This window comes from Streptomyces sp. STAM6 (genome assembly GCF_054963715.1).
Window position 1 is genome coordinate 95,923 of sequence record NZ_JBUEFZ010000015.1, and the last position, 25,526, is coordinate 121,448.

Annotated in this window: 22 protein-coding genes; 8 read left to right on the top strand and 14 right to left on the bottom strand. The window is 72.8% G+C overall.

Annotation, left to right across the window (positions count from 1 at the left end):
• Positions 1–152: 152 nt before the first annotated feature.
• Entirely contained in the window at positions 153–1,955 is a 1,803-nt protein-coding gene (locus ACY34K_RS19555; protein ID WP_462748732.1) for an ABC-F family ATP-binding cassette domain-containing protein, read from the bottom strand.
• Positions 1,956–2,094: 139 nt separating this feature from the next.
• On the opposite strand from ACY34K_RS19555, the gene ACY34K_RS19560 reads away from it, so the two are divergent.
• Entirely contained in the window at positions 2,095–2,736 is a 642-nt protein-coding gene (locus ACY34K_RS19560) for a lipoprotein (protein WP_462748734.1), read from the top strand.
• Between the two features lie 33 nt (positions 2,737–2,769).
• On the opposite strand, the gene ACY34K_RS19565 is transcribed toward ACY34K_RS19560, so the two are convergent.
• The 8 genes from ACY34K_RS19565 to rsmI all read right to left on the bottom strand — a co-directional run bounded on the left by ACY34K_RS19565 (position 2,770) and on the right by rsmI (position 11,676).
• Entirely contained in the window at positions 2,770–4,176 is a 1,407-nt protein-coding gene (locus tag ACY34K_RS19565; RefSeq protein ID WP_462748736.1) for a hypothetical protein, read from the bottom strand.
• Positions 4,177–4,318: 142 nt separating this feature from the next.
• The gene (locus ACY34K_RS19570) at positions 4,319–5,656 is read right to left on the bottom strand and encodes an acyltransferase family protein (protein WP_462748738.1); all 1,338 of its coding nucleotides are present in this window, start codon (positions 5,654–5,656) and stop codon (positions 4,319–4,321) included.
• Positions 5,657–5,704: 48 nt separating this feature from the next.
• Positions 5,705–6,610 carry a 4-(cytidine 5'-diphospho)-2-C-methyl-D-erythritol kinase gene (locus tag ACY34K_RS19575; RefSeq protein ID WP_462748740.1) on the bottom strand — a complete coding sequence of 302 codons (906 nt, stop codon included), beginning with the start codon at positions 6,608–6,610 and terminating at the stop codon, positions 5,705–5,707.
• A complete protein-coding gene (gene rsmA / locus ACY34K_RS19580) occupies positions 6,607–7,467 on the bottom strand; it encodes a 16S rRNA (adenine(1518)-N(6)/adenine(1519)-N(6))-dimethyltransferase RsmA (protein ID WP_462748742.1) in 861 nt (286 codons plus the stop codon). Before rsmA ends, ACY34K_RS19575 begins: the two co-directional genes overlap by 4 nt.
• A complete protein-coding gene (locus tag ACY34K_RS19585) occupies positions 7,464–9,011 on the bottom strand; it encodes a ubiquitin-like domain-containing protein (protein ID WP_462748817.1) in 1,548 nt (515 codons plus the stop codon). Before ACY34K_RS19585 ends, rsmA begins: the two co-directional genes overlap by 4 nt.
• 279 nt (positions 9,012–9,290) lie before the next feature.
• Complete coding sequence (locus ACY34K_RS19590) at positions 9,291–10,160, bottom strand: TatD family hydrolase (protein ID WP_462748745.1); 870 nt, start codon at positions 10,158–10,160, stop codon at positions 9,291–9,293.
• A gap of 30 nt (positions 10,161–10,190) precedes the next feature.
• Positions 10,191–10,661: a hypothetical protein gene (locus tag ACY34K_RS19595; RefSeq protein ID WP_462748747.1), complete on the bottom strand. Its 471-nt coding sequence runs from the start codon at positions 10,659–10,661 to the stop codon at positions 10,191–10,193.
• A 163-nt stretch (positions 10,662–10,824) separates the two neighbouring features.
• A complete protein-coding gene (rsmI, locus tag ACY34K_RS19600; RefSeq protein WP_462748819.1) occupies positions 10,825–11,676 on the bottom strand; it encodes a 16S rRNA (cytidine(1402)-2'-O)-methyltransferase in 852 nt (283 codons plus the stop codon).
• 73 nt (positions 11,677–11,749) lie between these two features.
• Here rsmI and ACY34K_RS19605 point away from each other — a divergent pair, with 73 nt between their 5' ends.
• The 6 genes from ACY34K_RS19605 to ACY34K_RS19630 all read left to right on the top strand — a co-directional run bounded on the left by ACY34K_RS19605 (position 11,750) and on the right by ACY34K_RS19630 (position 18,532).
• A complete protein-coding gene (locus ACY34K_RS19605; RefSeq protein ID WP_462748749.1) occupies positions 11,750–13,483 on the top strand; it encodes a dolichyl-phosphate-mannose--protein mannosyltransferase in 1,734 nt (577 codons plus the stop codon).
• A 312-nt stretch (positions 13,484–13,795) separates the two neighbouring features.
• Positions 13,796–15,226: a S8 family serine peptidase gene (locus ACY34K_RS19610; protein ID WP_462748752.1), complete on the top strand. Its 1,431-nt coding sequence runs from the start codon at positions 13,796–13,798 to the stop codon at positions 15,224–15,226.
• A gap of 38 nt (positions 15,227–15,264) precedes the next feature.
• Entirely contained in the window at positions 15,265–15,486 is a 222-nt protein-coding gene (locus tag ACY34K_RS19615; RefSeq protein WP_462748753.1) for a hypothetical protein, read from the top strand.
• A 254-nt stretch (positions 15,487–15,740) separates the two neighbouring features.
• Entirely contained in the window at positions 15,741–17,369 is a 1,629-nt protein-coding gene (locus ACY34K_RS19620; protein WP_462748755.1) for a penicillin-binding transpeptidase domain-containing protein, read from the top strand.
• A gap of 42 nt (positions 17,370–17,411) precedes the next feature.
• A complete protein-coding gene (locus ACY34K_RS19625; protein WP_462748757.1) occupies positions 17,412–17,669 on the top strand; it encodes a hypothetical protein in 258 nt (85 codons plus the stop codon).
• A complete protein-coding gene (locus ACY34K_RS19630; protein WP_462748759.1) occupies positions 17,666–18,532 on the top strand; it encodes an EamA family transporter in 867 nt (288 codons plus the stop codon). The genes ACY34K_RS19625 and ACY34K_RS19630 overlap by 4 nt, the downstream gene beginning before the upstream one ends.
• A gap of 232 nt (positions 18,533–18,764) precedes the next feature.
• Here the strand turns inward: ACY34K_RS19630 and ACY34K_RS19635 are convergent, their stop codons facing one another.
• The 4 genes from ACY34K_RS19635 to ACY34K_RS19650 are packed head-to-tail and all read right to left on the bottom strand — an operon-like array spanning position 18,765 to position 22,559.
• The gene (locus ACY34K_RS19635; protein ID WP_462748760.1) at positions 18,765–19,928 is read right to left on the bottom strand and encodes a serine hydrolase domain-containing protein; all 1,164 of its coding nucleotides are present in this window, start codon (positions 19,926–19,928) and stop codon (positions 18,765–18,767) included.
• A 45-nt stretch (positions 19,929–19,973) separates the two neighbouring features.
• Positions 19,974–20,729: an energy-coupling factor ABC transporter ATP-binding protein gene (locus ACY34K_RS19640; protein ID WP_462748762.1), complete on the bottom strand. Its 756-nt coding sequence runs from the start codon at positions 20,727–20,729 to the stop codon at positions 19,974–19,976.
• A 2-nt stretch (positions 20,730–20,731) separates the two neighbouring features.
• On the bottom strand, positions 20,732–21,493 hold the full coding sequence (gene cbiQ, locus ACY34K_RS19645) for a cobalt ECF transporter T component CbiQ (RefSeq protein ID WP_462748764.1): 762 nt from the start codon (positions 21,491–21,493) through the stop codon (positions 20,732–20,734).
• Position 21,494: 1 nt separating this feature from the next.
• Entirely contained in the window at positions 21,495–22,559 is a 1,065-nt protein-coding gene (locus ACY34K_RS19650; protein WP_462748766.1) for an energy-coupling factor ABC transporter permease, read from the bottom strand.
• A 158-nt stretch (positions 22,560–22,717) separates the two neighbouring features.
• Between ACY34K_RS19650 and ACY34K_RS19655 the strand changes: the two genes are divergently transcribed.
• Positions 22,718–23,113, top strand: coding sequence for an SsgA family sporulation/cell division regulator (locus ACY34K_RS19655; protein WP_462748768.1), 396 nt, complete (start codon positions 22,718–22,720; stop codon positions 23,111–23,113).
• 129 nt (positions 23,114–23,242) lie between these two features.
• Here the strand turns inward: ACY34K_RS19655 and ACY34K_RS19660 are convergent, their stop codons facing one another.
• Positions 23,243–25,405: an MMPL family transporter gene (locus ACY34K_RS19660; RefSeq protein ID WP_462748770.1), complete on the bottom strand. Its 2,163-nt coding sequence runs from the start codon at positions 25,403–25,405 to the stop codon at positions 23,243–23,245.
• Positions 25,406–25,526: the final 121 nt, after the last annotated feature.

Consider the following 25,526-nt stretch of genomic DNA (forward strand, 5'->3'; position numbering starts at 1 on the left):
GGATTCCGCAGTGTTACGTGAGTCGAGCGGGGCTTCTTTCTATCACTCGGGCCCCTCGCACAAGGGGCCGGTCCGCCCCTGTTCCCAAGGGAGGACCGGCCTGTGATGCCCTTGTTATCGGCTCTCCACGCCTTCTCTACGGGTGCGCCCGGCTAGGCGTCCTCGGCGAGTTCCAGCCACCGCATCTCCAACTCCTCACGCTGCGTGGCCAGTTCCCGGAGCTCGGCGTCCAGTTTCGCCACCTTTTCGAAGTCCGTTGCGTTTTCGGCGATTTGAGCGTGCAGTTTGCCCTCCTTGTCGGAGACCTTGTCGAGCTGGCGCTCGATCTTCTGCAGCTCCTTCTTCGCCGCACGGGCGTCACCGGCGGACTTCTCCTTGGCGGGCGCGGCCGCGGCCGCCGGGGCGGGTACCGCCGCCTCGATCATCCGCCGACGGCGCTCCAGGTACTCGTCGATGCCGCGGGGCAGCATGCGCAGGGTCTGGTCGCCGAGCAGCGCGAAGGTGCGGTCGGTGGTGCGCTCGACGAAGAAGCGGTCGTGGGAGATGACGACCATCGAACCGGGCCAGCCGTCGAGCAGGTCCTCCAGCTGCGTCAGCGTCTCGATGTCGAGGTCGTTGGTCGGCTCGTCGAGGAACAGGACGTTCGGCTCGTCCATCAGGAGCCGCAGCAGCTGCAGCCGGCGCCGCTCGCCGCCGGAGAGGTCGCCGACCGGCGTCCACTGCTTCTCCTTGGCGAAGCCGAACTGCTCGCAGAGCTGTCCGGCCGTCATCTCCCGGCCCTTGCCGAGGTCGACGCGGTCGCGGATCTGCTGGACGGCCTCCAGCACCCGCAGCTGCGCGGGGAGTTCGGTGACGTCCTGCGAGAGGTAGGCGAGGCGCACGGTCTTGCCGACGACGATCCGGCCGGCCGCCGGCTGGACCTCCCCCTGGGTGCGGGCGGCCTCGGCCAGCGCCCGCAGCAGTGAGGTCTTGCCCGCGCCGTTGACGCCGACCAGGCCGATGCGGTCGCCCGGACCGAGCTGCCAGGTCAGATGCTTCAGCAGCTGCTTGGGCCCCGCCGTCACGGTCACGTCCTCGAGGTCGAAGACGGTCTTGCCGAGCCGGGCGCCCGCGAACCGCATCAGCTCAGAGGTGTCGCGGGGCGGCGGCACGTCCGCGATGAGGGCGTTCGCCGCCTCGATCCGGAAGCGGGGCTTGGAGGTGCGGGCGGGCGCCCCGCGGCGCAGCCAGGCGAGCTCCTTGCGTACCAGGTTCTGCCGCTTGACCTCTTCGGTCGCGGCGATGCGCTCGCGCTCGGCGCGCGCGAAGACGTAGTCCGAGTAGCCGCCCTCGTACTCGTGGACCGTGCCGCGCTGCACGTCCCACATGCGGGTGCAGACCTGGTCGAGGAACCAGCGGTCGTGGGTCACGCACACCAGCGCGGACCTGCGGGCCTGGAGGTGCCCCGCGAGCCAGGCGATGCCCTCCACGTCCAGGTGGTTGGTCGGCTCGTCGAGGACGATGAGGTCCTGCTCGGCGATGAGGAGCTTGGCGAGGGCGATACGGCGCCGCTCGCCGCCGGAGAGCGGCCCGATGACGGTGTCGAGACCCTTCTCGAACCCGGGCAGGTGCAGATCGCCGAAGAGGCCGGTGAGCACGTCGCGGATCTTGGCGTTGCCGGCCCACTCGTGGTCGGCGAGGTCACCGATGACCTCGTGGCGGACGGTCGCCCCGGGGTCGAGCGAATCGTGCTGGGTGAGCACCCCGAGCCGCAGTCCGCCGCTGTGCGTGACGCGTCCGCCGTCCGCCTCCTCCAGCTTGGCGATCATCCGGATGAGGGTGGTCTTGCCGTCGCCGTTGCGCCCGACGACACCGATCCGGTCCCCCTCGGAGACGCCGAGGGAGACTCCGTCGAGCAGGGCACGGGTGCCGTACACCTTGCTGACTGCCTCGACATTGACCAGATTGACGGCCATTTCACTCCTGTAACGGGGACGGGGGACGGGCACCTCCCCTCGGCGGACCGGGAGCGGCGGAGGGTCGACCTACCAGGGTAGTCGCCGGGCGGGGTGCGGTAGCGTGCGCCGTTCGTCCGAGCTCGGGGGTGGGTCTGCAATGGCGCGGCACAGGGTGCGCGGAATCGTTTCGGTGGTGGCGGCCGGGATGGCTCTGGCGGGCTGCTCCCAGGCCCCGGACGAGGGCGGGAAGGGAGACGGGCGCACGGCCGCGAAGTCCTCCGCCCCGGCCGCTCCGGCGGCTTCCCGGGGCGTCCCGCTCGGTGGCCCGGGAACGCCGTGCGCGCTGCCCGTCACCTTCGAGGCGGCCACCGGGTGGACGGCGGAGAAGGTGACGGCCGCCGCCGATCCCGAGTGGGGCGATCTGGCCAGGCAGGGCTCGGTCGAGCTGGTCTGCGAGGTCGACGCCAAGCCGGCCGGTCACATCGGCTTCCTGCGTGTCTGGACCGGCAAGGACGCGGCCGCCGAGCCGCGCACGGTGCTGGAGGACTTCGTGGCGGCCGAGAAGAAGGCCGGCGGGGTCCGGTACCGCGAGACGACGGCGGGTGACCTCCCGGCCACGGAGGTCACCTACACGATCACCAGCGAGTTCCTGGACGAGCCGAAGGAGGAACGGGCCTTCGCCGTGGTCACCCCGCGCGGCGCGGTGGTGGTGCACCTGGGGGGCCTGGACTCGGGGGAGCACCGGGCGATGCTGCCCGCGTACGACCTCGCCAGGCGCACCCTCGCCCAGGCCCGCTGACCCCCGGCGCGGCGGGGAGCCGCCGACGGGGTCTCAGGGCCGGGCGAGGATGTCGCCGACCCGGTGCGCGTAGACGACCCGTCCGCAGGGCGAGCCGGCGTCGGTGCAGGTCGGGTCCGCGCTGTTCATACGGTGCTCACTCAGCGACCAGAGCAGTTGCACCCCGTCCGGCCGGCTCGTGCCGTGCTCGAAGTAGAGGTCCTCCGGGCCCACCGCGGTGGTGATGTTGCTGCCGTAGTCCACCATGCGGCCGCCGGAGATCTGGGCGCGGCGCAGGCTGCCGCTGTTGTGCAGCCAGCTGCGGTTGAAGTAGTACATGCCGTCGTAGCGGGCCGCGCCCTGGGTGAGGTCGCGAGGCAGGTAGTACGCCTCCGACGCCTTGACCACGCCGTCGGTCGTCCGCAGCAGTCCGGTGCTGTCGTCGATGGGCAGCGCGCCGACCCGGCCCTTCTCGGTCAGGGTGTCGGTGGAGTCGCAGTACTCGCCCATGACCAGCGCGGGGGCGGCGGCGTCACTGCGGTCGATCGAGATGTAGGAGGCCTTGGGGGCGCCGGTCGCGACGCAGGTCGTCGTGGAGGAGGAGTTGCCCTGCGGGGCGACGAACTTGTACGAGGCCACCTGCGGCATCACATAGCGGTAGGTGTGGCTGTAGTAGACGTTGTTCTGGCGGCCGATCTTCGCCTCGTCCGTGACGTTGCTCTTCAGGCCGTCGAGGGTGGTGTCGTCCACCGAGGCGTTCTGGTCCGGGTTGAGGTCCAGGACGGAGCGCATGTCGAAGACGCGCAGACCGTTGATCGTGTCGGCGATGTACAGGTAGTACCTGTACCAGGCGATGCCGCCGGCGTGGACGTTGACCGCCTTGTACGAGATGTGGTTGTACGCGTTGTAGTACGGCTCGACCAGGAGGACGTGACGGTACCGGCGGCCGTCGGGGTCGCCCGGCACCTGGGTCTCCGGGTCGAGGAACGACAGCCGGACGCCCCTGCCTCCCGCCTTGTCGTACCAGGAGGTGATCACCGGCCTGCTGTCGCCCCACAGTTCGTCGGCCTGGGCGTCCGAGACACCGGTGATGCCCTGCGGAACCCATTCCTCGGTGTCGGCGTCGCCGGCGGCCCAGCAGAACTTCTTGACCGGGGCCAGGGGCGTGGTGCTGTCGCCGGTGCCGAACGGGTCCGTGGTGCAGGACCCGCCCGTCTTGGCGACCCGGTTGCCCTGTGCGAGCAGGTTCTGGACGCCCTGCGTCGGGAGGGCGGCCTTCAGGTCCGCGACCCGGCCGCTCAGATCCGGCCCGGGCCTGAGGTCGAAGGAGGACGCGGTCGCCGGGTCGCCGGGGGTGGCGGCCTGCGCGGGGGTACCGGAGAGGGGCACCGAGAGGATCGCCGCGGCGAGTGCGGCCACCCGGCCGGCCCGCCGGAGGAAGGACGTGCGAGACGCCGTCATGTTCTGCCTTTGCTCGGGGGGAGGAGGCCGTAGATCATCCCAACCCCTCGGCTGTCGTGTCCAGGACACAACCGGCGCGCGCCCGCACGCGTCCGGGTTGCGAGGATCGCGCGCGGCGGTGATGACGGGACGTCAGGATGCCTCAGTGCGAGACCGGTTGGCTTCGGCCTTCGCGCCTCCGCACGGCAGCCCGCTCCACCAGGACCCAGCCCGCGAGCGCCATGGCCACCGCCACCGGCGCGGTGACGTGGACGGCTATCAGCAGCGCCGAGCGGCCTTCGAGGAGCCCGCCGAAGCCGACCATCGACAGGCCGAGGACGCCGAACAGGCACAGGGTGACGCCGAGTGCCGCCAGCGGGCCGGAGGCCGGGGAGGCGACCGGGGGAGCCGCGCCTGCCGCGGGCCGGGCAGCCGGGCGTTCGAAGCGGCGGAAGGCCGCGACGAGCAGGGCCGTCAGGGCGGCCGCCACGGCGATCCGGACCGGCACCTGCGCCCACCACGCCGGGGAGGCCGGAGCGGGCATCGGGACGTCCAGGGCGAGCATGGCGCCGTACACACCGAGCATCGCGCTCAGGTGCCACAGGAAGGCCGTCATGGCGATGCCGTTCGCCGCGACGACCGCGCGCCAGACCGCCGCGCGGCGCGCGAACCGGGTGCCGGGGCCCTTGGCCAGTTCGACCGCCCCGACCAGCCAGATGCCGTGGCACAGCAGCGCCAGCGTCGGCGGGGCCATGTTGGAGACCTTCTCGCCCGGCATGCCGACCATGGACAGCGGGTACGGGCCGAACGCGACCAGGGCCGCCGCGGCCGCCAGACCACCCAGGGCCAGCGCGGACGGTACGCGGATGCGGCCGTCGGCCCGCAGGAAGCCCAGTTGGTGGACGGCCAGCCAGACGAAGGCGAAGTTCAGGAACTCCACATGGGGAACGCCCGCCGCGAAGCGCAGGGCGTCGACGGTGGCGGCCGCCGCCACCAGGGCGCCGAACGCGCCCCAGCCGTACCGTTCGTGCAGCTTCAGCAGCGGCGGGGTGAACGCCACCATGGCCAGGTAGATGCCGATGAACCACAGTGGCTGGGCCACCAGGCGCAGCGCCACGCCCGTCAGGCCGGAGCCGCCACCCGCGAGCTGGACGACCAGCGCCGCGGCCGCCCAGATCAGGATGAACGCCATGGTGGGCCGCAGCAGCCGCTGCAGCCGTCCGCGCAGGAACGCCGAGTAGACCGGCCGGGACCGGTAGGACAGGGCGTGCGAGAAGCCGCCGACGAAGAAGAACACCGGCATGATCTGCAGCACCCAGGTCAGCGGCTGCAGGGCGGGCACGACCGCGAGGAGGTTGCCCACGCCGCCGTCGGCGGTGACGGCGGCCATCAGCCAGTGGCCGAGGACCACGGTCCCGAGGGACGCGACCCGCAGGAGGTCGATGTAACGGTCCCGGCTGTCAGGGGTGTTGGCGGCGAGCTCGGAGACGCTGGTTCCCATGCGGGTACGGTGCCGTGCGGTACCGCACCCGCGTCAGCGCGTTCGTACTCAGTTACGGATCTGAGTAGCCCCCGGCGCCGGGGACGTCGCCACGCGGGCCGCCCGGCAGGTGCCCGAGCCGAGCAGTGCCCCGGCGACCGCGGCCGCCGCGTCCTCGTCCTTCACCAGGAACGCCGTCGTGGGCCCCGAGCCCGAGACCAGGCCCGCGAGTGCACCCGCCGCCGTGCCCACCGCGAGGGTGTCGGCGAGCGAGGGGCGCAGCGAGAGAGCGGCGGGCTGGAGATCGTTGGTGAGGGCGCCGGCCAGCGCGCCGGTGTCGCCGGTGCGCAGCGCGTCCAGGAGGGCGGGCGAGGCGGCCGGGGGCGGGACCTCCCGGTCCGCCGCGAGCCGGTCGAACTCGCCGTACACGGCCGGGGTCGACAGTCCGCCGTCGGCGACCGCGAACACCCAGTGGAACGTCCCGCCGACCTCCAGCGGGGTCAACCGCTCACCGCGGCCGGTGCCCAGCGCGGCCCCGCCGACGAGGCTGAACGGCACATCGCTGCCGAGCTCGGCGCAGATGTCCAGCAGTTCGTCCCGCGCGGCGCCCGTCCCCCACAGCGCGTCGCAGGCGAGCAGGGCGCCCGCGCCGTCGGCGCTGCCGCCGGCCATGCCGCCGGCCACCGGGATGTCCTTGTCGATGTGGATGTGCACGTCCGGGGAGAGGCCGTGCCGGGCGGCGAGCGCGACGGCGGCCCGGGCGGCGAGGTTCGAGGCGTCCAGCGGCACCTGGCCGGCGTCCGGCCCCGAGCAGGTGACGCGCAGCCCGTCGGCGGGGGCGACCGTCACCTCGTCGTACAGCGAGACGGCGAGGAAGACGTTCGCCAGGTCGTGGAAGCCGTCGGGGCGCGCGGCGCCGACCGCGAGCTGGACGTTGACCTTCGCCGGGACTCGTACGGTGATGCTGCGGTTCACGCCTTGGCCTCCGCGATGCGTGCGAACTCTTCGACGGTGAGGGACTCGCCCCGCGCCTGGGGGGAGATGCCGGCGGCGACCAGCGCGGCCTCGGCGGCGGCGGGCGAACCGGCCCAGCCGGCCAGTGCGGCGCGCAGGGTCTTGCGGCGCTGGGCGAAGGCGGCGTCGACGACCGCGAAGACGTCCTTCTTGGACGCGGTCGTCCTGATCGGCTCCGAGCGGCGCACCAGCGAGACCAGCCCCGAGTCGACGTTGGGGGCGGGCCAGAAGACGTTGCGGCCGATGGCCCCGGCCCGCTTCACCTCGGCGTACCAGTTCGCCTTGACCGACGGCACGCCGTAGACCTTGTTGCCGGGCTGGGCGGCGAGCCGGTCGGCGACCTCGGCCTGGACCATGACGAGGGTCCGCTCGATGGTCGGGAAACGGTCGAGCATGTGGAGCAGGACCGGCACGGCGACGTTGTACGGCAGGTTCGCGACGAGCGCGGTCGGCGGCGGGCCGGGCAGTTCCTCGACGAGCATCGCGTCGGAGTGGACGAGTGAGAACCGGGGTGCCCGGGCGGGCATACGGGCCGTGATGGTGCCGGGCAGGGCCGCGGCGAGGACGTCGTCGATCTCGACGGCGGTCACCCGGTCCGCGGCCTCCAGCAGCGCCAGGGTCAGCGATCCGAGGCCGGGCCCGACCTCCACGACGACATCGTCGGGACGCACCTCGGCCGTGCGGACGATGCGCCGCACGGTGTTGGCGTCGATGACGAAGTTCTGGCCGCGCTGCTTGGTGGGGCGTACGCCCAGCGCTGCGGCCAGTTCACGGATGTCGGCGGGGCCGAGGAGTGCGTCGGGCTCAGTGGTGCTCACCGATACAGCCTACGGCCGCAGTGCGGCCACGGGCTCGGCCCCCGCTGCACGTAGAGCTTCTTCGCCCGGTATGTCTGCTCGGAGGCGGGGGCGCCCTGGGCGGTGCCGGTGCCTCCCAGTGAGCGCCAGGTGGTGGGGTCGAACTGGTAGAGCCCGCCGTAGGTGCCGGAGGAGTCGACGGCGTTCGGGCGGCCACCGGACTCGCACTGGGCGAGCGCGTCCCAGTCCAGGTCGTCGGCCCCGGCGACGGAGGTGGGCATGGGCTTGGTGCCGACCTTCACCAGCTGGGTGACGGGCTCGCGCACCGTCTCCTCGCCGATCCTGCGCGGCTTCTGCCGGACGCCGTTGACCGTGCGCACGGAGTAGGTGACGCGGCGCGAGCCCTGCCGGCCCTGGCGCTCGACGACCTCGGTGCCGGTGAAGAGGTCGGGGTCGCTGACCCGCTCCACGTCGTAGGGGATGGGCTCCTCGCGGACTTCCCGGGTGCCGGTGATCCGCATGACGGTGACGGTCTGGCCGTCGCGGGGGAAGCTGCCGGGCGGTACGGAGGTGGTGTCCTGGCCGGCGAGGGCGATGCCGGCATGTTCGAGGGCCTCGCGGACGGTGGCGGCGTTGGTGCGGACGGTGCGCTCACGGCCGTCGGCCATGAACGTCACGGTCCGCTCGGTGCGCACGTCGAGGGTGAGTCCCTTGCGGGAGATCGCGGACGAGCGCGCCACCGACAGATAGGCCCCCTCGGCGCGCACCCCGAGCAGGCGCAGTGCCTCGTCGACGGTGCGGGCCGTGGTCCATACCTGGCGGCGCTGCCCGTCGAGGGTGAGGAGGACGGGCCTGCCGTAGCGCACGACCACCTCGTCGCCACTGGCCAGGGCCTCGCCGGGGGCGGGGGCGACGACGTCGTGGGCGCCGACGGCGAGGCCTTCGTCGTCGAGGAGCTCGGAGACGTCGTCGGCGAAGGTGTGCATGGTGCGCGGCACACCGTCGACGCTGAGCCGCACGGCCTTGTCGTTGGCGATGAACGCGCTGGTGCCGCCGGCGAGGAAGGCGACGACGAGGGCCTGCGGGACCAGTCGCCGCAGCCCCGGGCCGCCGCCGGGCCCGGCTGCCCGGCGCCGCCGGGCAGCCCGCCGGGCCCCGGCCCGCGGCCCGGGGACGGCCGCGGCGCGCCGAGCGCCCGGACCGGGGCCGGGGCCGGCTCCGACCGGGCTGGTGAGGGGCTGGACGCCGTGACCGAAGCTGGTGGCGGAGGTGGTGGGCAGGGTGGCCGTCAGCGGTCCGGCACCCGCGTGGGAGGCGGCACCGGCGTGGGAGGCGGAAGCCGCGTCGGGGGCGGCACTGGCATGGGAGGCGGCACCGGCGTGGGAGGCGGCAGCGGCGTACGGGCCGCCGCCGGCATACGGGGCGGCGGCCGTCTGTGCGGCGAAGGCGTCGAAGCCGTGCGCGGAGCCGTGGGTCGGACCCGCGGTGTCCACGCCGGGAGCGGGATACGGGGCGGGCCCGGGCGGGGGCGGCGGCGACGGGGCCGGCACCTGGAGGGCGAGCAGCGTCGCCGCGTCGGGGTCGACGGGAGGCCCCGGAGGGAAGGCGAGCGGGTCGTAGGCGTAGCCGTAGCCGTAGCCGTAGGACTGCGCCGGGGGCGCGGGGGCCGGTGGCGCGTCGACCCCGTGTGCGGCGGCTCGCGCGGCGGCTCGGTGACTGCCCGGTGAGTTGCTCACGAGGCCGGGACCCTAGCGGAGGGGCGGTCACCGTCCAAAGCGACTCGACTACACTGTGTTGTCGACGCTACCCTGTGACGCCCCACCCGGGGGCTCCGCTGTTATCGGTCAGTAATCAAAGGCGCGCGCCGTGTTGACGGCGATCGCCGCCGACATGGTGTCCTCGTCGACGCCCTTGACCGCCGCCATGGCGCGGACCGTGATCGGAACGAGATACGGGGCGTTGGGCCGTCCGCGGTACGGCACGGGCGTCAGGAACGGCGCGTCCGTCTCGACCAGCACGAGGCCGAGGGGGGCGACGGCGAGCGCGTCGCGCAGCGGCTGGGCGTTCTTGAAGGTCACGTTGCCGGCGAAGGACATGTAGTAGCCGTTGGCCGCACAGATCGCGGCCATCTCGGCGTCGCCGGAGTAGCAGTGGAAGACGGTGCGCTCGGGGGCTCCGGCGTCCGCGAGGATGCGCAGCACATCGGCGTGGGCGTCGCGGTCGTGGATGACGAGGGCCTTGCCGTGCCGCTTGGCGATCTCGATGTGGGCGCGGAAGGAGCGCTCCTGGGCGGCCATGCCCTCGGGGCCGGTGCGGAAGTGGTCGAGCCCGGTCTCGCCGACCGCCTTGACGTGGTCCAGGGCGGCCAGCCGGTCGATCTCGGCGAGGGCGTCGTCGAGCGCCGTGTCGCCGCCCGCCTCGCGGGCGCCCTGCCTGGACCATCCGTCGGGGTCGCCCAGCACGATGCGCGGGGCCTCGTTGGGGTGGAGCGCGACGGCGGCATGCACGTTGTCGTACGCGGCGGCGGTCTCGGCCGCCCACTGGGAGCCCTTGATGTCGCAGCCCACCTGGACCACGGTGTCGACACCCACGGCGGCGGCCCGCGTCAGGGCCTCCTCCACGGTGCCGGACTGCATGTCCAGGTGGGTGTGGGAGTCGGCGACCGGGACCCCGAGGGGTTCCGGCAGCGGCGGCGGGGCGTCCTTGGAACTCATGCCCCGATCGTACGAGGGTTCAGCGACGGCTCACTTGCGGTGGAAGGGGTGCAGCAGATCCGAGAGGTGCCAGTGGTGCGGCTCCGGCGCGGCGCCCTCCTCCGGGCTTTCCTCCGCGGTCACCCGGTGGGGTCGCTGGCCGGTCGGACCGGCCGGGGCCACGGGCTCGGCGGTGTCGGTGGTTTCGGCGGTCCCGGGCGGCTTCTTGGTGTGCGGGACACCCTTCTCCGCCTGGGTGGCCAGCAGGTCGAGCACCGAACGGACCGAGGAGACCTGACCGGCGCGCATGATGCGGACGACGTGGGAACCGCAATTGGTGCAGGTGGGTTGGGAGAGCGGGGACGGGACGCGGGCCCCATTCGATTTGTACACCACGAATTCGTGGCCTGATGCATCCGTGTGGTGCTCTATGTCGTACGCCTGTTCCCAGCCGTATCCGCACCTCATGCAGGCGAAGGCATATTCCTCATGGGCGACCGGAGTGCTCGTGGTCTCGCTCATGCCAGCTCCTTTCCACTGAACCAGTGGACGCCTTCAGCGGCGGGAGTGCACCAGCATCTGTCAAACATTGAACCGGTTTTTGGACTTCCCATGCCGAGAGGCCAGCCGCGCGGTCGGAGGCTTTGCCTTTCACGATAGACCTTTACCGTGCGAAGGGCTGCCTTCAGGGCGTCGGGGCGTTCTTCGCCGCCACGACCGCGTCGAAGACCTCGCGCTTCGGCAGGCCCGCCTCGGCGGCGACCGCCGCGATGGCCTCCTTGCGCCGCTCCCCCGCCTCCTCGCGCACCCGCACCCGGCGCACCAGCTCCGCCGCGTCGAGCTCCTCGGGTCCGGTCTCCGGGGCGCCCTCGACCACGATCGTGATCTCGCCCCGCACCCCCTCGGCCGCCCACGCCGCCAGCTCCCCCAGGCCGCCGCGCCTCACTTCCTCGTACGTCTTGGTCAGCTCGCGGCAGACGGCGGCCCGCCGGTCCGCGCCGAACACCTCGGCCATGGCGGCGAGCGTGTCGTCGAGCCGGTGCGGGGCCTCGAAGTAGACGAGCGTGCGCCGCTCGTCCCCGACCTCGCGCAGCCGGCCGAGCCGCTCGCCGGCCTTGCGCGGCAGGAACCCCTCGAAGCAGAACCGGTCCACGGGCAGTCCCGAGAGCGCGAGCGCCGTCAGCACGGCCGACGGGCCGGGGACGGCCGTGACCCTGATGTCCTGCTCGACGGCGGCGGCGACCAGCCGGTAGCCCGGGTCGGAGACGGACGGCATGCCGGCGTCGGTGACCAGCAGCACCCGCGCGCCGCCCGCCAGCGCCTCGACCAGCTCCGGCGTACGGGCGGACTCGTTGCCCTCGAAGTACGACACGACCCGGCCCCGGGTGTGCACCCCGAGCGCCTGGGTGAGCCGCCGCAGCCGCCGGGTGTCCTCCGCGGCGACGATGTCGGCGGACTCCAGTTCGGCGGCGAGCCGCGGCGGCGCGTCCGCCACGTCACCGATCGGGGTTCCTGCGAGTACGAGCGTTCCGGTCACCGTTCCTGTCACAGGTGTCATCCTCGCAGCCCGGTCGAGCGACGCGCACAGGCGCGTTCCCTACGATGGCGCGGTGACCAGTACTGCGCCCAGGGCCCTGCACGAGCCGGACGCCGGGAAGGAGCCGCCCTCCTGGCAGCGGCGCCTGCGCCGGTTCGGCCATGCGCCGCGGCCGGTGATCGGGCTGCGTGAGCGGCTCGTGCCGTCGTACACACGCCCCTCGGAGCGGCTGTGGACGGTGCTCGGTGTGCCGCCGGCGCGGGCGGACCGGCTGTGGCGGCTGATGGCGTGGGGCGGGCCGCTGCTGGTGGCGCTGGTGGCCGGATGCCTGCGGTTCTGGAAACTGGGCGAGCCGAAGGCGGTGATATTCGACGAGACCTACTACGCCAAGGACGCCTGGGCCCTGATCAACCAGGGCTACGAGGGCAGCTGGCCCAAGGACGTCGACAAGGCGATCCTGCAGAACCCGGACGCGGTGGCGGTGCCGACCGATCCCGGGTACGTGGTGCATCCGCCCGTCGGCAAGTGGGTCATCGGTCTGGGCGAGTACCTCTTCGGGTTCGATCCGTTCGGCTGGCGGTTCATGGTCGCGCTGCTCGGCACCCTGTCGGTGCTGATGCTGTGCCGGATCGGCCGGCGGCTGCTGCGCTCCACGTTCCTCGGCTGCCTGGCGGGCGCCCTGATGGCGGTGGACGGGCTGCACTTCGTGATGAGCCGCACCGCGCTGCTCGACCAGGTGCTGATGTTCTTCGTGCTGGGGTCGTTCGGCTGTCTGCTGATCGATCGCGACTGGGCGCGGCGCGGACTCGCGGCGGCGCTGCCCGAGGACGACGACGGGGTGCTGCGGCCGGACAGGCACGTGGCGGAGACCCTGCGCCTGGGCCTGCGGCCGTGGCGGATCGCCGCCGGGCTGATGCTCGGCCTGGCGTTCGCGACGAAGTGGAACGGCCTGTACATCCTGGCGGCGTTCGGGGTCATGGCGGTGCTGTGGGACGCGGGCGCGCGCCGCACCGCCGGTGCCGTGCAGCCGTACCAGGCGGTGCTGAAGCGCGATCTGCTGCCGGCCTTCGTGTCGACCGTGCCGGTCGCGATCGGCACGTACCTGGCGTCCTGGACGGGCTGGATCGTCACCGACAAGGGGTACTTCCGGGACTGGGCGAGCACGTCGGGCAGGGACAGTTCCTGGTCGTGGCTGTTCCCGGACTGGCTGCGGAGCCTGTGGCACTACGAGAACGAGGTCTACAGCTTCCACGTCAGCCTGACGTCGGGTCACACCTACCAGTCGAACCCGTGGAGCTGGATCGTCCTCGGCAGGCCCGTCTCGTACTTCTACGAGGACCCGGCCGCCGGCCGGGACGGCTGCCCGGCCGACGCCACGGAGAAGTGCGCCCGCGAGGTGCTGGCGATCGGCACCCCGCTGCTGTGGTGGGCCGCGGCCTTCGCGGTCCTCTACGTCCTGTGGCGCTGGTTCTTCCGGCGGGACTGGCGGGCCGGGGCGATCGCCTGTGCGGTCGCGGCCGGGTGGGTGCCGTGGTTCCTGTACCAGGAGCGCACGATCTTCCTGTTCTACGCGGTGGTGTTCCTCCCCTTCCTGTGTCTCGCGGTGGCCATGATGATCGGCGCGATCCTCGGCCCCGGCGGGCCCCACGGCTCGGCCGAGCGGCGGCGGACGATCGGCGCGGTCGCCGCGGGCGTGCTGGTGCTGCTCATCGTCTGGAACTTCATCTACTTCTGGCCGCTGTACACGGGGCAGGCGATTCCGCTGGACGACTGGCGCAACCGGATGTGGCTGGACACCTGGGTCTAGGGCCGCGAACAGGGTGCGGCCGTCGGCCGCGCGCCCCGGGGGGGGCGGCGCCGGCGGCTGACACCGTGCAACTGTCAACTACCCCAACGCGGTTGCGCGCAATGGGCGAAATCCATAGATTTGTGGTAGCTACCGATTCTCCGGTGCGCTTTCACGTGTCCTGCCGTGCCCCGGCCCCCGGCCCGATGTCCGGCCGGCGGAGCATGACACCGCGCGACTCCGGTCCGTGCCGACCAGGAGTCGTACGCCACAGCCGCGCCCGAGGCGCCATGCCACGGCGTGGTACCCGGCGGACGGAGAGAGAGGCCGATCATGGCCAAGATCAACGTGCTCCTTGAAATCGAACCGTCGCATGCCGAACAGCGCGAGGGATTCGGTGCCTTCCGGGCCGCCGTAGCCTCCGAGACATCGGCGTTCGAGCAGGCCCGCTCCGAGCTCGACCTGGTGGCCGGGCTCGGTGTCGAGCCGAGCGAGAACTTCGTGCCCGTCCCCATGTTCAGCACACGCCTGGAGCAGGAGGGCCCGGGCCCCGAGCCGCTGCGCGACCTGCGGGAGTTCGCGGTCCCGGAGAGCAACCCCGACATGGCCCCCACCTCGGTGGTGCTGCCGGTGGAAGTCACCCCCACCAATCTGGAGGAGCTGGGCCGGCGTGACAACGTCCGGGTGTGGCCGAACTCTCCGCTGCACCTCTACGACGACGAGCAGAACCCGGCCGAACCCGGCACGGACGTCGAGGCGAACGCGTTCGACCTCGCCCGTTCCCGGACCGGCCTCGACTGCCGGCCGTTCCGCCCCGGAGCCACCATGGACACCGTCCGGGCCCTGCTGGGCGTCGCCAGGCCCTGGCAGGACGGCTTCCGCGGGCAGAACATCGTGGTCGGCATCATCGACGAAGGCGTGAACGGGCAGGTCTACCCGGTCGTCGGCGGCTTCACCCGCCCGGGAGCGGCCCTCCAGCCCGGGGCCGCGCCGATCACCAGCCACGGCTCGATGTGCGCCGCGGACGTCCTCGTCGCGGCACCCGCGGCCAGGCTGTACGACTACCCCTTCCTGGGGCGGCCCGACTCGGGCGGCGCCCTGACGATGTTCCAGGCGGTGCTCGAGCACCGCAGACTCGACGGCACACCACAGCTGACGAACAACAGCTACGGATTCACCGGCGTCCCACGACGTGAGCTGGCCCCCACGCACGAGATCTGGGATCTGAACCACCCGCTCCACCGCAAGGTGCGCGAGGTCGTGGCCTCCGGGGCAGCGGCCTTCTTCGCGGCCGGCAACTGCGGTGCCCAGTGCCCGAGCGGCGCCTGCGACCGCAGCGGCATCGGGCCCGGACGCTCCGTCCACGCCTCCAACAGCCTCGCGGAGGTCATCACCGTCGCGGCGGTCAACAGCCGCCAGGAGCGTGTCGGTTACTCGTCGCAGGGACCCGGCATGTTCGAGTCGCAGAAGCCGGACCTCGCGTCCTACACCCACCTCTTCGGTAACTTCGGCCCCGGCCGCCCCGGCGGAGTGCCGGCGCCCCCGAGGTCGCCCTTCGACAACGGGACGTCGGCGGCCACGCCGGTCGCGGCGGGCGTCGCGGCACTGCTGCTGTCCGCGTTCCCCGGGCTGACCCCCGCTCAGCTGCGGGAGGCCCTGCTGGCCGGGCTGATCAACACGACGGGCAAGGTCTGGGACCCCGGTTACGGGCGTGGGATCGTCAACGCCGCGGCCTCCTACTCGTTCCTGCTGCGCAAGCCCTGAGCGGACGGGTTCCGCACGGAAAGGACGGACCCCACTACGTGAAGTGGCTCCTGACGGTGCCGGTCGGCACCGACCTCGGCGACCTGGCGGCCAGGCTGTCCACCGTCGGCGCCCGCCTGCTGGACGTCGACCCGGTACCGCTCGGCGACGAGGAGCTGGTGGTGCAGGCCGAAGGGCCGCCCGACCTGCCCGCGCGGGTGGCCCGCCTCGGCCTCCCGGTCAAGGTGTACCCCAGCTCCGAGTTCGATCTCGGCGGTTAGGGCGGGTTTCGAAAGTGGCGTCGTCCGCCCGGAGGGCGGGGCCCCGGACAGACGGGACTTCCGAACACGCCCCAGGGCGTTCCTCCCGGACCTTGCCGGGCTCGCGAGCTCCGGCCCGGCGCCGGCCGGCCGTCCACCGGCCGGACGTTCCGGTCGGATAACAACCAACTCCCTTGCCACTCCTGTCCCGTAGAGTGCCTCCAGTCATGCCTTGAACGCGTTCAAGGAGGCTCAGGGGAGGGGGAATCGCAGCAATGCGCAGCGGAGCGAAGGTGGCGGTCGTCGGCGGTGTGTTCGCCGTCGTCGCCGGCGGCGTGGGGTACGGCGCCTACAACGTGTGGGACGGACTGACGGCGACGCCGGCGCCGACGTCCGCCTCGGCGCCGAAGGCCGGCAGCGGGCCGGTGACCACGGCCGAGGCCGAGGAGACCGCGAAGAACTTCCTCGCCGCCTGGGCCGCCGGCAAGGACCACGAGGCCGGGCAGCTCACCAACAGCGCGGGCACCGCGGCTCCCGCCGTACAGAACTTCCGCGAGGTGGCACACGTCTCCAGGGCTGTCATCACCCCTGGTCCGGCCGTCGGCACCAAGGTGCCGTTCACGGTCGACGCGACGGTGACGTACGAGGGCGCCTCCAAGCGGTGGACGTACTCCTCCGAGCTCACCGTGGTACGCGGCCTGACCACCGGCAGACCACTGGTCGACTGGCGGCCGACGGTGATCCACCCGAAGCTGACCGGCGACGCGACGCTCCGCACGGGCGAGGCGAAGACCGCGCCCATCAAGGCCGTCGACCACGAGGGCGCCGAACTGACCAAGGAGAAGTACCCCTCGCTGGGGCCGATCCTGGACCAGCTGCGCGAGAAGTACGGCGCCGAGGCCGGCGGCAAGGCGGGCATCGAGACCTGGGTCGAACGGACCGGCGAGGGCGGCGCCAACGAGACGCTGCTCACCCTCGCCGCGGGTGAACCGGGCGTCCTGCGGACCACGCTCGACGCCGGCGTGCAGGCGGCCGCCGAGAAGGCGGTGAAGCGGTTCGCCGGGTCGTCGGTCGTCGCCGTCAGGCCCAGCACGGGAGAGATACGGGCGGTGGCCAACCACCGCGAGGACGGCTTCAACGCGGCTTTCCTGGGCAAGCAGGCACCCGGCTCGACGATGAAGATCGTCACAGCGGCCATGCTGCTGGAGAAGGGCCTGGCGGGCGCGGACCGTAAGGCCGAGTGCCCCAAGGACGTGATGTACCAGGGCCGTTCCTTCCACAATCTGGACAACTTCGCCATCGCGGGCGGCACGTTCACCGACAGCTTCAAGCGCTCCTGCAACACCGCCTTCATCAAGCTGATCGACGACACCAAGGACGACACGGCGCTGGCCCAGGAGGCCCGGGACGTGTTCGGTATCGGGCTGGACTGGCAGACCGGCATCCCGTCCTTCGACGGCTCGGTGCCCGAGGCGTCGGGCGGCGAGGCGGCCGCCCAGTACATCGGGCAGGGCACCGTCCAGATGAACGCGCTGACCGTGGCCTCCATCACCGCGACCGCCAAGAACGGCTCCTTCAAGCAGCCCGTCATCGTGGACCGCGGACTCGACGGCCGGGACATCGCCACCGCCTCGCGCGGCCTGGACGGCTCCGCCGCCCGGCAGCTGCGCGAGATGATGCGGGCCACCGCGCGCGGCAACGGCACCGGCGCTCAGGCCATGGCCGCGGTCGGCGGTGACAAGGGCGCCAAGACCGGCTCGGCGGAGGTCGACAACCAGGGGCGGTCCAACAGCTGGTTCGCCGGTTACGCCGACGATCTCGCCGCCGGGGCGGTCGTCGAGTCCGGCGGTCACGGCGGTGACGCCGCGGGCCCGCTGGTGGCGGCGGTGCTCGCCGCCCGGTGAAGTACTCGCTTGGCCCGTACAACTACCGCTAGCGTGCGGGTCATGAGCGCTTCCCCTGCCCACCTCCGGTCCGCCGGGGCCCCGCGTACGCCGGGCCCGGACGGCGATGTCCGCCGGTTCCGGCACGCCGCCCCCATGGCCACCCCCGCCGCCGCCCGGGCCTCTGCCGCGATCGGGCGCCGGCCGAGCGGGATCGGCACGTCGCCGGGCCTCGCGGCGGACGGGGTGCCCGTGCCGGCGCTGATGGCGGCCGGGGCCTCGCCGGCCGACACGGACCTCGTGCGCGAGCGGACGGCATGACGCCGCTGGTCGCCGCCGCGGTGCTGACGGCCGCGGTGACGCACGCGAGCTGGAACGCGATAGCCCATCACATCAAGGACCAGCTGCTGTCCTTCACGCTGATAGCCGGCGGCGGCGCGGCCATCGGCGTCGCCCTGGCGTTCTTCGCGCCACTGCCGGCGGCCGCGGCGTGGCCCTGGCTGCTGTTCTCCGCCGCGCTCCACGTCGGGTACATGGCGCTGCTGATGCGCTCCTTCACCCTCGGCGACTTCGGGCAGACGTATCCGATCGCCCGGGGCACGGCGCCGCTCGTGGTGACCGTGCTGGCGGCGGTGTTCGTGAACGAGGTCCCGGACGGGCGGCAGCTCACGGGCGTCGCGGTCGCCTGCGCGGGCCTGGTGGCCCTCGCGCTGTGGGGGTTGCTCCCGCTGGGCGGGAAAGGCCGGCGCCACCACCCCGAGTGGCCGGCCGTCCTGGCCGCCCTCGCCACGGGCCTGGCGATCGCCGGTTACACCGTCGTGGACGGCGTCGGCGTCCGCGCCGCGGGCACCACGCCCGGCTACATCGCCTGGCTGATGATCCTGGAGGGTCTGCCGATCCCCCTCTACGCCCTGTACCGCCGCCGCGCCCCGCTGGCCGCCCAGCTCCGCCCGTACGCGGTGCGGGGGCTCCTCGGGGCGGCCATGTCGGTGGCGGCCTACGGCCTGGTCCTGTGGGCGCAGACGCGCGCCCCGCTGGCCCCGGTGGCGGCGCTGCGGGAGTCGTCGATCATCGTCGGCGCCGCGATCGGCACGCTGTTCTTCAAGGAACGCTTCGGCGGCCCCAGGATCGCGGCGGCGGGGCTGATGGTGGTGGGCATCGGCCTGATGCTGCACTCGGGCTGAGCCGTGTTGCGAAAGTGGAGTCGTCCGCCCGGAGGGCGGGGCCGGGGGCGTCCGGTGCGTGCGATCGCAAGGCGGAGGCGGGTACCTCCCGCGCCGCCAGGCGCAGGGGGAGAGAGCGCGGCGGGCTGCGCCGACGACCGACAACGCCGCGAGCGTGCGTGCCGGGCGTTCCCGGCCGGACGGGACCTTCGAAACACGCCCGAGGGCCTGGTCCGGGCGCCGGCCCGCCGGCTCAGCCGATCGCCGTCCGGACCGCGCGGATCAGGGCCTGGGCGCGCGGGTCGGCCGTGACGCCCTTGCGCATGCCGTTGGTGACGTAGCCGAGGGCGATCCCCGACTCGGGGTCGGCGAAGCCGAGGGAGCCGCCGCGGCCCGGGTGGCCGAAGGAGCCGGGGGCGAGCAGCGGGGACGCCGGGCCGTGCAGCATGTAGCCGAGGCCGAAGCGGGTGGAGACCACGAGGACCCGGTCGGGCCCCTCGGACTCCTCGGTGCGGGCGACGGCGAGCGTCGCGGGGGCGAAGAGGCGGTGGCCGTCGACGGGGCCGAGGGTGGCCGCGTAGAAACGGGCCAGGGCTCGGGCGGTGGAGATGCCCGCGGTGCCGGGGAGTTCGGCGGCCCGGTAGGCGGGGTCGTTCTCGTCGGGAGCCGGGTCGATGGCTCCGAAGGCGCGGCGGGTGAGCGAGTCGGGGTCGCGGTAGGCCTCGGCGACCGAGCGCTTGGGGCGCAGCTTCAGTCCGCCGCCGGCCGCCGTCGACGGCTCCTCGACCGGGCCGACGCGGCCCACGCGGTGGGCCTCCTCGGGCGGGAGGCCGATCCACAGGTCGAGGCCGAGCGGCCGGGCCACCTCCTCGGCGACCCAGCGGCCGATGGTGCGGCCGGTGACCCGCTGGACGAGACCGGCCAGGAGCCAGCTGTAGGTGTGGGCGTGGTAGCCGTGGTCGGTGCCGGGCTGCCAGGCGGGGGCCTGTGCGGCGACGGCCGCCGTGGCGGTCTCGGGGTCCGCGGCCTCCGCGGGGGTCAGGGGCCGGTCGAGGACGGGCACCCCGGCACGGTGCGAGAGCAGGTGGCGGACCAGTGCCCGTTCCTTGCCGGCCGCCTTGAACTCGGGCCAGTAGGTGCCGACGGGGGCGTCCAGGTCGAGTTGGCCGCGCTGGTGCAGCAGCAGTGGTACGGCCGCGGCGATGCCCTTGGTGGCGGAGCGGACGATCTGGGCGGTGTCGACCGCCCAGGGCTGGGTGCCGTCGACGTCGCGGGTGCCCGCCCACAGATCGACGACCTTGCGCCCGTCGCGGTAGACGGCGACGGCGGCGCCCCGTTCGCCGCGCTGTTCGAAGTTGCGTATGAACGCCTCCCTGACCGGCTCGAAGCCGGCCTCCACCGTTCCCCGGACGTCCACGCGCCACGCTCCCTCTCGCACTCGTTCACCCCATGGTGCAACGTGCTACCGGGAGGCCGGATTCCGGGTCGGGTCGAAACCGAAGGGAAGCTCCAGTCGGTGGCGGCGCATGAGCTCCTCGTCGGCGAGGAGCTGCCCGGTGGGCGCGTCCGCCGCGATCACGCCCTCGCTGAGCACCACCGAGCGGGGGCAGAGCTCCAGCGCGTACGGCAGGTCGTGGGTGACCATCAGGACGGTCACGTCCAACGAGCGCAGGATGTCCGCGAGTTCGCGGCGGGAGGCGGGGTCCAGGTTGGACGAGGGCTCGTCGAGGACGAGGATCTCGGGCTCCATCGCGAGGACGGTCGCGACGGCGACGCGGCGGCGCTGCCCGAAGGACAGGTGGTGCGGGGGCCGGTCGGCGTACTCCTCCATGCCGACCTTGGCGAGGGCCTTGGCGACGACGGCGTCCAGTTCGGGACCGCGCAGTCCGGCCGTCGCCGGACCGAAGGCGACGTCCTCGCGGACGGTCGGCATGAAGAGCTGGTCGTCGGGGTCCTGGAAGACGATGCCGACGCGGCGGCGGATCTCCGCGAGGTTGGCCTTGGCGACCGGGAGCCCGGCGACGGTCACGGAGCCGGCACCGGCGGTGAGGATGCCGTTGAGGTGCAGGACGAGCGTGGTCTTGCCGGCGCCGTTGGGGCCGAGCAGCGCGACCCGTTCCCCGCGCTCGACGGTCAGGTCGACGCCGAACAGGGCCTGGTGGCCGTCGGGATAGGCGTACGCGAGGCCGCGGACGTCGAGCGACGGAGCGAAGCACATGGTCATAGCGTCCATCCCAGCAGACAGATGAGGAGCGCGGTGAGCGGGAGGGCCGCCGCGGAGGACCACTGGGCGCGGGTGGCGGTGACCTCGTCGAGGACCGGCATGGTGCCGGTGTAGCCGCGGCTCACCATGGCGAGGTGGACCCGTTCCCCGCGCTCGTAGGAGCGGATGAACAGGGCGCCGGCGGACTTGGCGAGGACGCCCCAGTGCCGCACACCGCCGGCCTCGAAGCCGCGGGAGCGGCGCGCGATCGACATGCGCCGCATCTCGTCGGTGATCACATCGCCGTAGCGGATCATGAAGGAGGCGATCTGGACCAGCAGCGGCGGGAGCTTCAGCCGCTGGAGGCCCAGCAGCAGGGCGCGCAGCTCGGTGGTCGCGGCCAGCAGCACGGACGCGCCGACGCCGAGGGTGCCCTTGGCGAGGACGTTCCAGGCGTCCCAGAGGCCCGGCACGGAGACGGAGACGCCGAGGACGGTCGTCTGCTCGCCCGGCACCACGAACGGCATGAGGAACGCGAAGGCGACGAACGGGATCTCGATCACCAGGCGGCGGAGCACGAACCCGGCCGGGATCCGGGCTGCCGCCGCGACCGCGCCCAGCAGTACCGCGTACAGGCCGAAGGCCCACATCGCGTCGCGCGGTGTGGAGACCACGACGACGACGAAGCCGAAGACGGCGGCGAGCTTGCAGTGCGCGGGAAGCCTGTGCACCGGCGAGTGCCCCTGCCGGTAGAGCTTGTGGGTGTGCCCCGCCCCCACGTCAGACGGTTTCCTTCTGCGGTGCCTGGGCGGTGCGCCGTCGGCGCACCGCCCAGAACACACCGGTGCCGACCACGACGGTCGCGCCGACGCCGAGGGTGCCCGCCAGCCCCCCGGACAGGCGGGCGTTCGTGATGCCGCTGACGCCGTAGTCGGCGAGCGGCGAATCGGCGGTGGCGTGCTCCTCGACCTTCTTGTCGATGCCCTGGTCGGCGGCGACCTTCTCCAGGCCGTCCGGGTCGGCGGAGGCGTAGAAGGAGACGAACCCGGCCAGCAGGAGGGCGGTGACGAAGCCGGTGGCCCACACCTTCCTGGTGGACCGCGGGGCGGCCGCGGGCGCCGGCTCGGCGGCCGGGGCGTCGATCAGCTCCCCGCCGACGCGCAGCTTGAGGGGCGTGGTGAGCCCGCGGGCGCCGTACACGAGGTCGGGGCGTACGGCGATGACGGCGCCGACCGTCGCGGTGGTGATCACGGCCTCGCCGAGGCCGATGAGGACGTGGACGCCGACCATGGCGGTGAGGACCTTGGAGACGGGCACGTCGGTGGTGCCGCCGATCGCGTAGATCAGGGTGAAGGCCCCCGCCGCGGCCGGCACGGAGACCAGGGCGGCGGCGAAGGAGGCGACGGTCACCGAGCGGCGGCCCCGCGGCAGGACCTTGACCAGGCCGCGGAAGAGCACGTAGGCCACGACGACGGTGACGGCGCCCATGACGGTGATGTTCACCCCGAGCGCGGTCAGGCCGCCGTCCGCGAAGAGCACGCCCTGCATGAGCAGGACGACGGCGATGACCAGCACACCTGTGTACGGCCCGACGAGTATCGCGGCCAGTGCCCCGCCGAGCAGATGTCCGCTGGTACCGGCCGCGACGGGAAAGTTCAGCATCTGCACGGCGAAGATGAACGCCGCGACGAGTCCCGCGAGCGGCGCCGTCCGGTCCCCTCCGTGGCCTTCCGCACCCCCGAGCTCCCGCCGTGCCCCGCGCAGGCTCACGGCGACCGCCCCCGCGGCGGCGAGGCCGGCGGCGGCGGAGACAGGTGTGTCGATGAATCCGTCGGGCACATGCATGGCGGCGGCTACTTTCGGACAGGCTGGCGGACCGTTCGATGATGAGGCCTCTTGCAAAGAGGTTGCAAGAGCGTAGAGGTCACAGAACCGAGCCGGGGCGTGCGCCGCCGAATAGTGGGACATTGGAGACAAATAAGACAAATGTGAGGAGTCGGCCGATGCGCCCCGCAGACGAAGGCCCCCTGGACGACCGACCGGCCGGCCGTCATGACGACGCCCCCGTGGAGGTCCACGCCAAGGGGCTGATCGTGACCGACGGCCCCCTCTCCCGCGCCGTTCCCGTCGTCCTGCGCTATGAACGGGACGCCGGCCCCGCGGCCGTGCGCTTCCGCTTCCCCGGCGGCGTCGAATGGACCTTTCCCCGTGCCCTGCTGGAGTCCGGGCTGCGCGCCCCGTCCCGCCACGGCGACATCGGGGTGTGGCCCTGCGGACGGGCCCAGACCGTGGTCGAGTTCCACTCGCGGGAGGGGGTGGCGGTCGTGCAGTTCGACTCGTCGGTGCTGCTGCGGTTCCTCAGACGGACGTACGCCGTCAACGCGCCCGTGACGCGATGACGGCGTGACGCCGCGGCCGGGCCCCGTCCCCACGGGCCCGGTCGCGTACCGGGACGGCCGTTCCGCTCGGGCGACCGGCCCGGTCCGGGACGGCCGCCCGAGCAGGCGGACGTCCCGGGGTCGGGTGGATCAGACGCGGACCGGCTCCCGGTCGGCCTCCGGGTCCGCGTCCGGCGACAGCCGCTCGCGCAGCCCGTCGCCCTCGACGTCGACGTTCGGCAGCAGCCGCTCCAGCCGGCGCGGCAGCCACCACGCCTTGTGGCCCAGCAGCGCCAGGACCGCCGGCACGATCGCCATGCGCACCACGAACGCGTCGAAGAGGACCGCGACGGCGAGACCGAAGCCGATCATCTTCACCATCTGCTCGCTGGAGCCGATGAAACCGGCGAAGACCGCCATCATGATCACCGCGGCGGCGGTGACGACGCGTGCGCCGTGCCGGAAGCCGGTCACGATCGCCTCGCCGGGCCGCTCCCCGTGCACGTACGCCTCGCGCATCCGGGTGACCAGGAAGACCTCGTAGTCCATGGCGAGACCGAAGACGACGCCCACCATGAAGATCGGCATCATGCTCATGATCGGGCCGGTCTGCTCGACGCCGAAGAGGGAGCCGAGCCAGCCCCACTGGAACACCGCCACGACCGCGCCGAGCGCGGCGACCACCGAGAGCAGGAAGCCGAGCGCCGCCTTCAGCGGAACCAGGACGGAGCGGAAGACCACCATCAGCAGCAGGAAGGCCAGGCCGACGACGAGCGCCAGATAGGGCAGCAGGGCGTCGTTCATCTTCTGCGAGAAGTCGATGTTCATGGCCGTGGAGCCGGTGACCAGGACGTGGTCGCCGCTGGTGTCGCGGATCGAGCGGACCAGTTCCTCGGTGGCGGCGGAGGACGGGCGGTCCTTCGGGACGACCGTGATGACTCCGGTGTCCCCGGCCTTGTTGAGGGTCGGGGGCGTGACCGCCACGACCCCGTCGAGGCCGCGGATGGCCTTGGCCGCGTCGTCCGCGGCGGCCTTGTCCCCGTCGACGACGACCATCAGCGGACCGTTGAAGCCCGGGCCGAAGCCGTCGGACAGCAGGTCGTACGCACGCCGCTGGGTGGTCGAGGTCGGCTGCGAGCCGTCGTCCGGCAGGCCCGTCTCCAGCGACGCGGCCGGGACGGCCACCGCGCCGAGGCCGAGCACGCCGACGAGGAGCACCGCCGCCGGGCGGCGCAGCACGAAGCGGGCCCAGCGGGTGCCCATGTTCGGCTTGTCGCTCACCGGCTTGTTCTTGCGGACGGCGCGGCCCTGGACCCGCTTGCCGGCGTAGCCCAGCAGGGCCGGTATGAGGGTGAGCGCGATCAGGACGGCGATCACGACCGTGCCCGCGGCGGCGAAGCCCATCTTCGACAGCATCGGGATGTTGACGACGGCCAGGCCGACCAGGGCGATGACGACGGTGAGGCCGGCGAAGACGACGGCCGAGCCGGCGGTGCCGGTGGCCCGTCCGGCCGCTTCCTCGGGGTCCCGGCCCTCGGCGAGCTCGGCGCGGTAGCGGGAGACGATGAACAGCGCGTAGTCGATGCCGACCGCGAGGCCGATCATCATCGCGAGTGTGGAGGTGGTGGAGCCGAGGTCCAGGACACTGGCGAGCGCGGCGATCGTGGAGACACCGATGCCGACGCCGATCAGGGCGGTCAGCAGCGGCAGTCCGGCGGCGACCAGCGAGCCGAAGGTGATGACGAGGACGATCCCGGCGACGATCACACCGATGATCTCGCCCGCACCGGTCTCGGGCATGGTCTGCAGCGCGTCGCCGCCGATCTCCACGGTGAGTCCGCCGGCACCGGCCTTCTTGCCGGCCTCCTGCAGCGCGTCGCGGGTGGCGTCGGTCAGCTCCATGTTGTTGACCTTGTACGACACCTGCACGTAGGCGGTCGTCCCGTCCCGCGAGACCGCCCGCGCGGTGTACGGGTCGGTGACGGACGCGACCTGGTCGGAGCCGGACTTCAGCTCCCCGACGGCCTCGGTGACGGTGGCGCGGCTGTCCGGGTCGGTCATCTTCCGGCCGTCGGCGGCCTTGAACACCACGCGTGCGGTGGCGCCGTCGGCACCGGCGCCGGGAAAGCGCTCTTCGAGCAGGTCGAAGGCCTTCTGGGCCTCCGTGCCGGGCATGGAGAAGGAACTGGAGGTCGCGGCGGGCGCGGTGGCTGCGCCGGCCCCGGCGAGCACCAGCAGCGCGACCCACAACAGGGTCACGAGGTGGCGGCGCCGGAAGGCGGACCGGCCGAGTCTGTAGAGGAACGTGGCCACGGGGGCGTCTCCCGAGTCGTGGAGAGGGAACAGGGCATGGGGAGCCGGCCCGACGCGTGAGCGGTACGTGTCGGTGGTGCGGGTGGTGCGGTTCCGGGTGGGGCCCGGTTTCCGGCGGGGG